Genomic DNA, 13,069 nt, shown 5'->3' on the forward strand with positions numbered 1-13,069 from the left:
ATGGAATTTAAAAAAGATGACTCCTGTTGAATACAGAAATCATCTTCTTGATGTTGCCTAACTTTTTTCAAAATGTCCTTTACAAAGGGTACAGATTATTTCCCCTCATCTTTTTTTATGCATTCTTACCTTTTTCTATCGCTTGTTCGTACAGCTCTTTATGTTCTTTATATTCACTTGGCACAAAATTCTTATAGAAGAATGCAAGCCAACTGTCGCCTTTTTTATATCCTTCTTCTCTAATTTCTGCTGCTTTTTTATTTGCTTTAAATCCTTCAATAAACCATTTCTTTAATGATTCATTTTTTTCATACTTAGCAGGAACTTTCAAATCATAGTTTTCAAATGCATACTTATATCCAGCCTTTTCTATTGCTTTTTTTGTAGACTTATAGCCCTTTTCATAAGCTGTTTCATAAGCCTTCACGTACACATCTTTCTCTCTATTTCCAGGATTCTTTCCAGCTAGTTCCTTACCTGCCTTTTCCCCTAGTTCAGCTTGCTCTTTTTCAATTTTTTCTGTTCTTTCTTTATTCCCTACTTGGAAGCCTTCTGCAAAGTTCGGCTTAAACTCCGGAGCAATTTGACTGTCTTCCATCGTCTCTTGTGCTAAACCTTGCTCTTTTCCTTTTTCAAAATACGTTTTCTTCTGCTCTTCTAAAGACCAAGATGCAGCATAAGCAGTTTTGAATGCTTCTTTATATGTATCTGATTTTCCAGCTAAATGTGATTCCACATCATTTTTCCCTGCTTTAAAATCAGTTTCTCCATTTTTTTGTCCCTCAAGCTGCCCTTTTTCCATATCAGCTTGACGTTGTGCTTCCTCTCGCTTACGTGCCTCTTCTGCTTTTCTTTGTTCTTCAGCTACACGTTGTCTCTCTTCTTCAGCTTTACGCTGTGCTTCTGCGGCACGTTGTTTTTCAGCCTCAGCATTGCGCTGCGCTTCTGCTTGTCTTTCAGCTTCTACAGCTCCATTATTATTAGAGCTAGGAGCTGGACTTGTTGCACCGCTACTAGAAGCTGGTTTATTGTGATAATGATATTCCCCGTACTGTAATCCCCATTTCTCACAATTTGTACGACACGTATGCCCCCCATTAGCATCTGTACGCCCCGGATGCGCATAAGCTGAAATTGGAGCTACCAATAACGCTATACTTGTTGTTAAAAGAAGTTTCTTCACCTGTTGTTTCACTCTTGTTCCTCCCAAAATCTTGAATTCTAACTTTATTATACATAAATAGAAAAATACTTAAATACCAACTAAAATATTCTATTATTTCTCAACATTAGTAAAAAAGAAGGTCAACTCTTTAAAGAGTTGACCTTCTTTTTTACTTCTTCGCCTTCGTTCCTACTAAATCACCAGCAACAACGTAACGTTTAGAATTATCCTTAACAGATACACATGTAATAAGCGTTATCTCATCTTTCCCATGATCCTCGACAACTTCCCACTTATCGGGAGTTACTTCAGATACACCAGTAACCGCATATTCATATTCGTTTTCATTATCATACAAATAAATTTTGTCACCCTTTTTTAAAGATGCTACATCACTAAATAAAACACCTTTTTTAGACATATTATGTCCTGCTAATGCATAATTCCCTTTTCCCATTACTTGATTTTCTTTTACTGTTGCTGCACCTGATAATAGGTTTTTCTCAGTAGAAGATTTTAAAACAGGAAGTTCTAATGAAACACTCGGGATTGAAATCCGACCAATTACTTGTTTCTTATCTAATGATGCATTCGCTACTTCTGCCAAGTCTGGTTGATCAATTTTCGAAGCATCTACAAATTCCGTCTCATGTTTTTCATAATCCATCTTTTGAACAGCCTGTACATTTTCAGTCTGTTTCTTTTCAGCCTGATATCCATCATAGAACGGCTTTCCAATTAACACGCCACCTACAACAAATAGAAGGATTGCTACTATACTATACATTCTTTGCTTATTCATATACAATTCCTTTCCCTTACAAAATCTTACTCTATATAAAATGATAAGATAATATTGCTATATGTACAAGTGTAAGCTGAAAAGAAACCTTCTCGCCGATGCAAGAAGATTTCTTTTTAAGCAATTTTATTTCGATATAAGGATACGTGAAAAATCGTCATTTGAATAAAGAAAATACTAAATGCAATATATACCGGATATGCAGGAACGTATAGATTAGCAATTGGAGAAAGAGTTAAAAAACCAACCGCACAGGGCAACACGTACCATAGTGACATAAATGTAGTACGACAAGCCTTTTCTGTAATTGCCTTTTCTCGTTCATCTTCTTGAGGAAATAATAGTGGAAACATCCAATACGAGAGCTTTTTATATTTTTTCTTTTGAATTTTATAAAGAACAGTCGATACAATACTAAATATTAAAAGTAATGTTAGCGGCATTAAACTCAATGAAACTTCAAATGGTACTCTCTCCGTTTGAATAAAGTTAGCAACTTCGATAGTAAAATAATACAACTCAATAAACGCCCAACCTGCTAATACCATTAAAAGTACATTTAGCATATAAGAAAATACGAGTCTATTCATCCTCTTCTCCCTCCTTATTCAAAACAAACACATCTTCCATCTTTAACTCGAATACATCGCAAATCGTAAGCGCTAATAGCAAGGAAGGAACATAATCCCCTTTTTCAATTGCAGCGATCGTTTGTCTCGTCACTCCAACCTTTTCTGCTAATACACTTTGCGAAAAATTAAACCGAGCTCTTAATTCCTTCACTCTATTTAAAATGGTCAATTTTACCACCTCTCACCATTATTGTATGCTATACTTAACAAAATGTAAACTCAACTTAACATTATTTTTATAAAAAAATCCAACTTTACGTATTGTAAAGTTGGATTACTTGTTAGTTTAAAATTGTAAGCTTAACATTTTTTCTGCCCCACTTACTAGACGAAGCTTTATCTGGCATTAAAACATCAATTTTGTGACCTTTAATCGCGCCACCAGTATCTGCTGCAATTGCTTCTCCGTATCCTTCAACATATACACGAGAACCTAATGGAATAACAGATGGATCCACCGCAATTAATTTCATTCCTGGGTTTGCAGTTAGATTATATCCTCCCCATGCAGAATATACTTGTTGACCTGGACCGTAACCATTTTCAGCTGGGTCTGCTGTATAAGCTGTTGCATGTACATAAAGTTCTTTTCCACCAGCAGTTGGCTTAGGTGCAGGTTCTACATTTGAATTATTATTTTTAGCTTGAGCTGGCTTACTAGCTTGCTCTTGCTTTTGCTTTTGCTTTTGCTGTTCAGCAACTTCTGCCTGTGCCTTAGCTAATGCTTCTTGCTCAGCTTTTGCAGCTGCTTCTGCTTTTGCACGCTCTTCTGCTGCAATTCTTGCTGCTTCTTGCTCACGAGCAATTGTTTCTTGAACCGCCTTCATATTTGACTCAATTTTAGCCTTTTCTTCTGCTGCTAAATTAAGTTGGCTTGCAATCGCATTATATTTAGCTTGAACTGTTTGTAAGTTATCTTGACGTTTTTTCAAGTTATCTTGCAACTCAGCTTGTGCTTTTGCTAATTTTTGTTTGTCTACTACTAAAGACGCTTCTTTCTCGTCAATTGTTTTCTTATCTTCTTCAATTTGACGAAGATCTTGTTCTTGTAGACGTAAAATTTCTTTATCTGCTTCTAGAATAGTAGAAACTGCATTCATACGTTGTAAGAAATCTGCAAAGTTTTTTGACTCTACTACAACTTCTACTACTAAACTTGTATTTGAACTGTTTTGAACAGAAACCATACGTTTTCTCATAATATCCTTACGAGCAAGGACTTTATCCTCTAAAACGACAATTTCATTCTTTTTTTGCTCAATCTGCTTATGTGTTTCATCGATTTTGCGTTGAATAGCAGCTTGATCCTCTTTATTTTTTGCAATTGTATTATTTAAATTATGTAGTTCGTTTTCGATACCTTGAATTTCTTTATTAACAGCTTGCTTCTCTTGCTCTTTCTTTTGCATATCTGCATCGTTTTGCTGCAATTGCTGTTGCATGTTGTTAAGTTTCTCGTCGTTTGACTCTGCTTTTACAGCGACTGTACTAGAAAGACCGATAATTCCTGCTAATACTAGACTACTGATTCGCTTAAAATAGTTCATAATCCGACTCCCTTCTTATACAGTTATACATGATTTATTTTACAGTTTGTTTACAATACCATTAAATACAGTTTATTTTTCATGACGAAAAAAAGGGAATTATGAATAAAATGTAATAGATTCTTAAATATTTAACAATTCCTATATTTAAAAATTATAAAAGATGCTAAAATCCAAATATAGAGAAAATATAACTTCTAAAGGCGGTTGAAATAAATATATGTTTACGCAAAAAAAATCACTCCAACATAAAATTGATCAATTAGAAAGTCGTATACAAGAACTAGAAGCAGAATTAAAACAAAAAGATATCGAACAACAAGAGACTATTTCTTCTATCCACGATCGTGTACAAAGCGTTGTTCAAGAACATAAACTTGTAAATAACCAGCACCATACACTCCAAAATTTAGTTCAACAATTAAGCTCATGTTTCGAAAATGTTTCAACGCGTACAACACATTCCAATGAATTGAATAATGAAATGTTACAAAAAGAACAAAGCTTAATTCAGTCAATTGAAGAAATTATTGACTGCTCTAATGAAGGGAAAGAATCTGTTCATCGCTTACTTATTGTAATTAATAAATTAGGTGAACAATCTCAGCGTACGTCTAACAGTATGAATCATTTAAGTGAGCGCTCAAAAGAAATCGAGCAAATTGTAGAAGTCATTCAAAACATTGCAGCACAAACAAATTTACTTGCATTAAATGCGAGTATTGAAGCTGCGCGTGCTGGAGAGCACGGTAAAGGATTCGCTGTCGTTGCCAATGAAGTAAGAAAACTAGCGGAAAGTACAGCCGAAAGCACAAAAAACATCGGTAACTTAACGAAAAAAATTCAAGAAGAAATTGAAAAAGCATACGATAATACAAAAGATAATTTACATTTAGTCGATGAAGGTGTAGAAATGAGTGCCGATACAAACGCTAGAATTGAAAACATTTTAATTATGATTCAAACGTTACAAAGCGGTGCTACAAATGTTATTAAAGCTATTGAAAACCAAAAATCTTGTAATGATGATATATTACGTGAATTCGCTAATACACAACAAATGTTCCAAAAGTTAAATACTACTATTATGAATCACATCCATGATGCTGAGAAAGTCGATGTTCAATTAGCGAAAAGTCTTGAAGACACAGTAGTTTCTCATTAATAATAAAAATCCCTTATACCGTTATAAGGGATTTTTATTATATTTCGAATATTTATTTCTTCTCAATATTCATCCGTATCTTTGTTATAATGGACAAGTTGTTTCTTTCGACTAATAAACAAGGAGGTTATTATGGAACAATTTTACTACATTTTAAAATATTTAATTCTTGGTTTGTTCCAAGGACTAACAGAACCAATTCCGATTTCTTCAAGTGGTCACCTCGTTTTAGCACAGCATTTGCTAGGACTAAAAATAGAAGGGTTTAGCTTCGAACTACTTGTTAATTCAGCTTCATTATTAGCTGTATTACTTATTTATAGAAATGATTTAATTCGTCTAACGAAGAATGGTTTATCTTATATATTTACAAGAGCAGAAGACGCAAAATCAGATTTCTTCTTTATTATTTACCTTGTTATTGCGACCATTCCAGCAGGTGTTATTGGTGTTTTATTTAAAGACTATATCGACCAGTACTTAAAAGGCGTGAAGATGGTTGGGATTTCCCTTCTTATTACTGCTGTCGGCCTTTGGATTATTAGAAACTTGCGTGGACGTAAAAATGATGGCGATCTTTCTATGAAAGATGCAATTATCGTCGGATTAGCACAAGCTTGCGCACTAATTCCTGGAATAAGCCGCTCAGGTGCAACAATCGTAGCAGCGATGTTACTTGGTATGAAGCAAGAAACAGCTCTTCGTTTCTCATTCTTACTATATATCCCTGTTAGCTTAGGTGGTTTATTACTAAGTATTACAGACATTGCAAAAGATCCAAACCTAGATACATTATTCGTACCCTATGTCGTTGCGTTTATCGCAACATTTATCATGACATATATTTCGTTAAAATGGTTTATGAACATTATGGCAAAAGGAAATTTAAAATATTTCTCTTTCTATTGCATTATCGTAGGTGTACTTACTCTTATTTTCTTATAAAATGAAACTTACAAAGCGAAAAGCGAGTCATTCTATTAAACTAGGATGACTCGCTTTTTTATATCTTTATAATGATAAAGCCCCTCTTACCTTTCTGTACAGTAAGAGGAGCCCTTTTCATGCGTACACTTTCTTTTCTTGACAATACAAACGAATAACATGTTTATTTTGTTGAAATACATCATGCGTTAGGCGGATAATAATAAAATTTCGTTTTGTTTGATCATCATGAACAAAAATCTGTTCTCCCTCCTGAAAATGCCATGCACTTTCAAAGGTTGTAATATGATCCCCACTTACAGAAAAAAGCTCATATCGCATATCTTGTACCCTCTCTCAACTAATGATAATCATAATATTCTTATATTAAATTTATTATAACTTAATTCCATTGAGGTTTGTAATTTTTTCTATTTCGAAATATTTTAATTTTGTTTTAAGGTTCTTTTAACGTTATAATGATAAACGAATTTTCCTTGAAAGGAGCTTCATTTTGACTGCATATTTATTTCCAATAAAAACAGCATTTATTTTATTTCCTATTTTAGCGATGTTTCTATTAATCCCTTTTTTAATATTTAATTATCGCAAATATGGTTATTTGAATAAATGGCGTTCATTTATTTTATATTCACTATTACTCTATGTATTAAATGCTTATTTTCTTGTTATCTTACCTTTGCCACAAACATATGATACATGTAGCCTACAACCGGCTAATACACAACATATGCAACTCTCGCCATTTTATTTCATACAAGAGATTAGTAATCATACCTCGGCAATTTTAACGAAGCCAGCTACCTATTTCTATTTATTAAAGGAATCTGCGTTTTTACAAGTCGCTTTTAACGTTCTACTAACCGTTCCATTTGGTATGTACTTACGTTATTATTTCCGACGTAGCTTCTTACAAACAGTGTGTATTTCTTTTTGCCTTTCACTGTTCTTTGAATTAACACAAGTAACTGGATTATATGGTATTTATAATTGTGCCTATCGCTTATTTGATATTGATGATTTATTTTTAAACACACTAGGCGGTGTAATTGGCTTTATCATTGCACCAATATTTACGTATTTCCTTCCGAAAACAAGTGAGCTAGATATTCATATTGATTTAGAAACGAAACCAGTCGGATTCATTCGTCGTCTCATCGCTATGCAAATTGATTGGATTTTCTTATCTATCGTTGTACCGTTCATTAAAAACAAAGGAAATTCACTATTTATCGCTAACATCCAATCTTATACAAATGTATACGAACTTCTTTTCATTACATGTTCAGTCTTCATTTACTTTATTATCATTCCATACTTTACAAATGGAAGAACAATAGGAAAAGCATTGCTTCGGATTTACATTAAAGGACAAGCAGAGCGTATTACACTAAAAGAATTATTCATCCGCTACGGTATATTCTATTTCATTCTAGGCGGAATCAATTATATTCTTTCGAGTAGCTCTATCTTAAATCTTAAAGAGCCTTTAGTATTAGTAGTTATATTATTATTCCAACTCGGAATTAACGGTCTATTTATTATTCATGTTTTATTACATGTATTTAGTCGTGATAAGTTACTATTTTACGAGCACATTAGTCAAACAAGAAATGCGATCATACTAAAAAAAGCTGACAAATAATACTTTGTCAGCTTTTTTTCATAATCGTAAATAATTTTTCTGTGTAAGGGTTTGAAAACATTTCTGCTTCATCTAATAACTTCCTCACCTTTAGAAACGAATGCAATTCTGGATATATATTTTGTAATTTTTCGTACGTTAACGTATGCATTTTCCCCCAATGCGGGCGCCCTTCATACTTTAGAAAAATTTTCTCTACCTCACCGAAATAAGCAGCATACTTCATACCTTTATACATATGAACAGCAATATAAGCTGAATCCCTTCCGTATGCTGGACTGAGCCATATATCATCACTTTTCACATAACGGCATTCAATTGGGAAGTGCACTTTATACTTTTTCTTTTCAATAAGGTTTGATATTTCTTCTACAACGACCCGCATATACTTTGAAGGAACACTATACTCCATTTCATAAAATGGAACCGCACGCGATGTAGCAAATACTTCGTAACTCGGACCAATTATTTTTGTATTCGGTACAGCTTTAGCCGATAATCGACTTACGCCTTTACTTATAGAAGGAAACCATTTACATCCTTTAGATAACAAAGAAAACATCTTATTTTCAAGCAACTCTACCTTTAGTTTATGCCATTTTAAATCACTTTTTTTACCTGTTGTTTCATTTGTAAATTTCACTTGCACTTCATCAGAATAAGGAAAAACGAAAAATTCAAAATGGCGATTCTTCTTATATTCTTCTAGCTTGTTCATTACAGTAGATAATGACTGTTTTTCACTTTTATAAACGAGCGAATAGGCTGGAATAACCTGCAATTTTATTTTTACAATGATACCTAACATTCCAAGTGATAACTGAAAGGCTCTCCAATATTCCACATTCTCAGTTTCCGAACAAACTATACTCTCACCTGTAGATAAAACTGCGGTAATTTCTATAACTTGTGTTGATAAACTACCAAAGGTAATACCCGTTCCATGAGTCCCTGTACTAATCGCTCCTGCAATCGATTGTGAATCAATATCCCCTAAATTTTCTTGCGCATAACCTTTTTCTGCAAGTAACTTCCCTAAATCATGTAACTTTGTTCCTGCCCACACTTCGGCAACCATCTGCTCTTCATCGATATTCACAATACCTTTCAATTCATCTAAAGAAATTAAAATTTCTTCCGTCTGCACAAGAGGTGTAAACGAGTGTCCTGAACCGACAACACGAATTTTCTTCCCTTCTTTTCGTGCAAGCTCTACAACTTCTACTACATCTTTTATACTTTCTGGATACATCGTATAATGCGGCGTTCCTTCTACATTCCCTGTCCAATTTTTCCATTTCTGTCCCTTTATAGAAAGCATTGGCCATCCCCCCGATATGTTACATACTCCCCAACAATCTCTCCTTCTTTCACACGATATAAAAATGGAAACCGCTCACATAACTCTCCAGCTTTACTATGGCGAAACAAGATAGGATCTCCTATCTCTATCCGCTCCTCACTGTTATAAAAAATCGGTGTTTGTACCTCTCCAGCACCTTCTAAAGCTAATAGTTTGGCGCCATTTGGCCTCCAAATCTCAGGTTCTTTATCTTTACCAATTGCGCCTGAGGCAATATATCCCCCACCTAGACAAGTGTAAATATACGGGGCTGGTTTACGTACAACTGGTAAAGCAAATCCGACAGCTGGATGAAATTGCACCTCCTTATAATAATCAAACAGCTTCGGGGCATAAAAAGCAGAGCCTATTGTTATCTCTGAAACTGAGTTATCTTGCTCGGTTGTTTTTACACTTCCTGTTCCTCCCCCATTTACAAACCTTAGTTCAATACCTAGGCTTTGTATTTCTTTTACGATATGTCCTCTTCTTTCTTTAACTTCTAACACCGATTTCTTCTTTAAATACGAAATCACTTTACTTTTCACTCGCTGATTCGGTATGTGATCTCCTACCCCAGCAATTTGGGCTTCATATCCCATTACACCATCTAATATCAAAAATAATGATTCTTTCACCCTTTTTACTATTTTCAAAGCACCTTGCACATCTTTTACCGGCGATCTGTTTACCCCAAAATGAAATTGAAAAAAACGACTACTCATATCAATATCCAAACAAACACGAAAACACCCTTTAGACTTCTCAGCAATTTTTTCTAAATAAACAATATGGTCTTCACAATCCACCATACAAGTTATAATGAGCCCTTGCTTTGTTAGCAAACTTATTTCATGTAAAGCTCTTTCATCATAAGCAGGATATCCGAGTAATAAATCATTGAATCCTTGTTCAATTAAAAACAAAGCCTCCCTAGGTGAGAAACACATAATACCTTGAAATCGATCATTTGCAGCTAAAACCTTTTGCATAACCGGAACTGAACGTAACGATTTACTCGCTATACGAATCTTCTTATTTCCACTTAATTCTATAATCGATTGAATATTTCTATCTAAAGCCACTTCATCCAAAAATGCACACGGTAATGGAACTTCTTTAAAAATTCCTCTATCCACATTTTTTCTCTCCTCTTCTCAATATGTCTTATACATATTGGAAAGAAAGTTGAAATTTCCTCTACAAAATAAAAAAGTTTCTTCTTATTTAAGAAGAAACTTTTTTAGGACTACTTCATAGAAATAGTTGCCTCTACTGGATAATGATCAGAAAAATCATCATACGTATATTTTTTGAACCATGATGTAACAGACCATTTTGGAGATTTCGGTTGTAATACTTTATTCTCTATAAATGATGGATTCGCATGATCTTTACTTGCAATAATATAATCTAAATACTCGGCAGGGCTATCGGGGAAATTATATTTCGCAATACTGTTTGTCGTCGCATCCCAAGTTGCTGTATGTCCTGTATAAGATGGAATAGAAGCGTGCAATGTTGTGAACATGGATGCGTACTCTGAATCACTATTGTTCTCTGCATTTACTTTGTTCACGTTCATATCACCACCAAATAGGACGTACTCGTCATTTGGTATATTCTTATTTTTTATAAAATCTTGAATTTCTTTTAACTGATTTGTACGTACAGATGCAGGTGAAGTTTTTCCGCACATACTATCTTCAGCCTGCAAATGCGTCCCAATTACATGAACGAAACGATCATTTTTCTTGATTTTCGTGTATACAAATCCTTTATTTGATAAATTATCTGGCCCGCATCCTTTTGCAAATACATATTGAATCTTCTCAACGATCGGCCATTTACTCACGATTGCAACACCCCCATCTTCAGGCGTTGAAGATGAATAGCTACCTAACGTTTTATCCCATTCATTTCCGTTACTACGACCTAATACCGCTGTTTGATTTGGATATTCTTTCTTCAAATTTCCTAATAAACGGTTTGAAGAACTATTATCAAATACTTCATTTAATATAACAACATCTTGATTCTTTATATAATCCGCTGCCCCAATTAAATCAGCACGCTCACTTTGTCCCCAGTTAGGATATAAGTTTGTTGATAGCATGTACACGTTATGTGTCATAACTTTTAATGTATCATTTTTATTTGTAGACACTTCCGCTTGAGCCGAGGATCCATTATATAAAGCCGCTAGACCGATTCCAACGCTAAGTATACTTTTTAGCAATTTACTTTTCACGATTCATACCTCCATGTTTTGTATAGTGATAAAAAAGGCCAAATACTCTATTGTGAGATTTGACCTTTTTTAAATACTTAACGATCTCCGTACGTATCAAACCAAAGCTGAATGTATCCAGCAGTAACACGTTGTGCATCCATTAATCGCTTACCTGTCATTGGTGTAACTTCAGCGCGCCATTTATCTGCATATTCTTGTGATACAGCTGCTTTTACGAACCAATCTTTCGTATTATCATTTACAATTCCAGAGTAATCTTGTTTCGCCACTACTGCCGCTCCATGAATCCACTCTTCTGGATTTGTACCTTTCCAGTTCCAATATCCATTTCCGTCCGTTACTTTATAATTATCTTTTATCGTATCTACAAAGTTTTCATATTTAGAATGGAACCCTTGTGGGTACGAAAGATTTGTAAAGTTTGCCGCATGCATTGGTTGGTTTACATCTCCTAAATAATGAAGGGATAATCCTAAATAGAAGAATGCTTGTTTCATATCTTTGTTTTTGTATGACTCACCAGCTAATTTGAAGTATTTAGCTCCAGTTTCTTTTGCCTGCTTTGCAAGTGGAATATATGTTTTTCCATTGTCTGGATCATAGAAATGTGAAGCAAATGTGCTATTATCATAATAAGGATTTTCATAGTCAGCAGCATAAATACCGTTCTCTAGCTCTGTACGCCATTCATTTAATTGTGTAACTCGATCTTGTTTTACAAGTGTTGTATTACGAGACATAATATCAATGGCACGGTTTACAATCCATAAATGAGAGTTTACGCCTTCTTTATGCTTATCTTCAGCAGACCAGCGGTGAACTATTTTTATTTTACTTCCCCCATCATTTTCATGAGCAAATGCAACACTTTGTAACGGAGCTACTAATGTAATAGCTGCTGCTAGAGCAAGTACTTTCTTTTTCATCTGAAATCCTCCATTTTATAATTGAATTATTGTAAACTTTTTGTTAGGATCCTATGATATCGTCCGGTTAACCTATGACTAGAATATCCCACCTTTCATGAAATTTCTATCACTAAATTAAAATATGCAGATTTTCATATCATTATAACTTTATACATAGTGAATATAATGATTGAATGCACTTATATTGTAATAAAGTATTGTTAAGCTACTGCAAATACTTGTCTAAACTAATGTAAAAAAGAGTAAAGCATCCACATGCTTTACTCTTTTTTTCTACTTGATAATATACTTGGCAGTTGTACATTAACTGCCAACTTATGAATAAATCCAAATACTAGTCCAATCCCAACAAATATGTATAAGATTGTAAATACCTTTCCGAAATCCGTTTGCGGACTAAAATTCCCATCACCGACAGTCGTCAACGTGACCACACTAAAATATAAAGCATCAAGAGGACGTAATCCTTCAACTGTACTATAAAAAATTGTACCAGATGTTAATGTTAGAAATGTTAATACGAATAATACTTGAAACTCTTTATCTTTCCACGCTCGTAAACAAGCTTTTAACATCCGTTTCAATGTCAACATAAATGAAAGCATTAGACTTCCCCTTCCAAACAAAATACCTGTAGTTAAAG

13 protein-coding genes and 1 pseudogene are annotated in these 13,069 nt (G+C 34.1%); 3 read left to right on the forward strand and 11 right to left on the reverse strand.

The window, feature by feature from the left end; all coding sequences use genetic code 11:
• Positions 1 to 115 precede the first annotated feature (115 nt).
• From FOT98_RS18385 to FOT98_RS18405, 5 genes are all read right to left on the reverse strand, one after another.
• Positions 116 to 1,195, reverse strand: a complete 1,080-nt coding sequence (locus FOT98_RS18385; RefSeq protein ID WP_063261548.1) for a YHYH domain-containing protein — start codon at positions 1,193 to 1,195, stop codon at positions 116 to 118.
• Positions 1,196 to 1,334: 139 nt separating this feature from the next.
• Entirely contained in the window at positions 1,335 to 1,967 is a 633-nt protein-coding gene (locus tag FOT98_RS18390; RefSeq protein WP_063261549.1) for a class A sortase, read from the reverse strand.
• Positions 1,968 to 2,083: 116 nt separating this feature from the next.
• A complete protein-coding gene (locus FOT98_RS18395; RefSeq protein WP_061676327.1) occupies positions 2,084 to 2,557 on the reverse strand; it encodes a hypothetical protein in 474 nt (157 codons plus the stop codon).
• The gene (locus FOT98_RS18400) at positions 2,550 to 2,768 is read right to left on the reverse strand and encodes a helix-turn-helix transcriptional regulator (protein WP_000154009.1); all 219 of its coding nucleotides are present in this window, start codon (positions 2,766 to 2,768) and stop codon (positions 2,550 to 2,552) included. Before FOT98_RS18400 ends, FOT98_RS18395 begins: the two co-directional genes overlap by 8 nt.
• A 112-nt stretch (positions 2,769 to 2,880) precedes the next feature.
• On the reverse strand, positions 2,881 to 4,146 hold the full coding sequence (locus tag FOT98_RS18405) for a 3D domain-containing protein (protein WP_063261550.1): 1,266 nt from the start codon (positions 4,144 to 4,146) through the stop codon (positions 2,881 to 2,883).
• A gap of 646 nt (positions 4,147 to 4,792) precedes the next feature.
• Between FOT98_RS18405 and FOT98_RS33465 the strand changes: the two are divergent.
• Both FOT98_RS33465 and FOT98_RS18415 read left to right on the forward strand, forming a co-directional pair.
• Positions 4,793 to 5,311, forward strand: a pseudogene (locus tag FOT98_RS33465) (methyl-accepting chemotaxis protein); the annotation flags it as partial.
• A gap of 132 nt (positions 5,312 to 5,443) precedes the next feature.
• Positions 5,444 to 6,256: an undecaprenyl-diphosphate phosphatase gene (locus FOT98_RS18415; RefSeq protein ID WP_000434784.1), complete on the forward strand. Its 813-nt coding sequence runs from the start codon at positions 5,444 to 5,446 to the stop codon at positions 6,254 to 6,256.
• Between the two features lie 117 nt (positions 6,257 to 6,373).
• On the opposite strand, the gene FOT98_RS18420 is transcribed toward FOT98_RS18415, so the two are convergent.
• Positions 6,374 to 6,577, reverse strand: a complete 204-nt coding sequence (locus FOT98_RS18420) for a hypothetical protein (protein WP_001268328.1) — start codon at positions 6,575 to 6,577, stop codon at positions 6,374 to 6,376.
• Between the two features lie 172 nt (positions 6,578 to 6,749).
• Here FOT98_RS18420 and FOT98_RS18425 point away from each other — a divergent pair, with 172 nt between their 5' ends.
• Positions 6,750 to 7,901, forward strand: coding sequence for a VanZ family protein (locus FOT98_RS18425; protein ID WP_063261552.1), 1,152 nt, complete (start codon positions 6,750 to 6,752; stop codon positions 7,899 to 7,901).
• A 7-nt stretch (positions 7,902 to 7,908) separates the two neighbouring features.
• On the opposite strand, the gene FOT98_RS18430 is transcribed toward FOT98_RS18425, so the two are convergent.
• The 5 genes from FOT98_RS18430 to FOT98_RS18450 all read right to left on the reverse strand — a co-directional run bounded on the left by FOT98_RS18430 (position 7,909) and on the right by FOT98_RS18450 (position 13,031).
• Complete coding sequence (locus FOT98_RS18430) at positions 7,909 to 9,222, reverse strand: D-arabinono-1,4-lactone oxidase (RefSeq protein ID WP_063261553.1); 1,314 nt, start codon at positions 9,220 to 9,222, stop codon at positions 7,909 to 7,911.
• Complete coding sequence (locus tag FOT98_RS18435; RefSeq protein ID WP_063261554.1) at positions 9,210 to 10,382, reverse strand: amino acid deaminase/aldolase; 1,173 nt, start codon at positions 10,380 to 10,382, stop codon at positions 9,210 to 9,212. Before FOT98_RS18435 ends, FOT98_RS18430 begins: the two co-directional genes overlap by 13 nt.
• Positions 10,383 to 10,492: 110 nt before the next feature.
• Positions 10,493 to 11,494 (reverse strand): sphingomyelinase C, encoded by a 1,002-nt coding sequence (gene sph / locus FOT98_RS18440; RefSeq protein WP_063261555.1) that lies wholly within the window; start codon positions 11,492 to 11,494, stop codon positions 10,493 to 10,495.
• Between the two features lie 77 nt (positions 11,495 to 11,571).
• A complete protein-coding gene (gene cerA, locus FOT98_RS18445) occupies positions 11,572 to 12,423 on the reverse strand; it encodes a phospholipase CerA (RefSeq protein ID WP_063261556.1) in 852 nt (283 codons plus the stop codon).
• Positions 12,424 to 12,686: 263 nt separating this feature from the next.
• On the reverse strand, positions 12,687 to 13,031 hold the full coding sequence (locus tag FOT98_RS18450) for a potassium channel family protein (RefSeq protein ID WP_061676335.1): 345 nt from the start codon (positions 13,029 to 13,031) through the stop codon (positions 12,687 to 12,689).
• Between the last annotated feature and the right edge of the window lie 38 nt (positions 13,032 to 13,069).

Source organism: Bacillus sp. HY001 (assembly GCF_007558965.1).
Classification (GTDB): domain Bacteria; phylum Bacillota; class Bacilli; order Bacillales; family Bacillaceae_G; genus Bacillus_A; species Bacillus_A mobilis.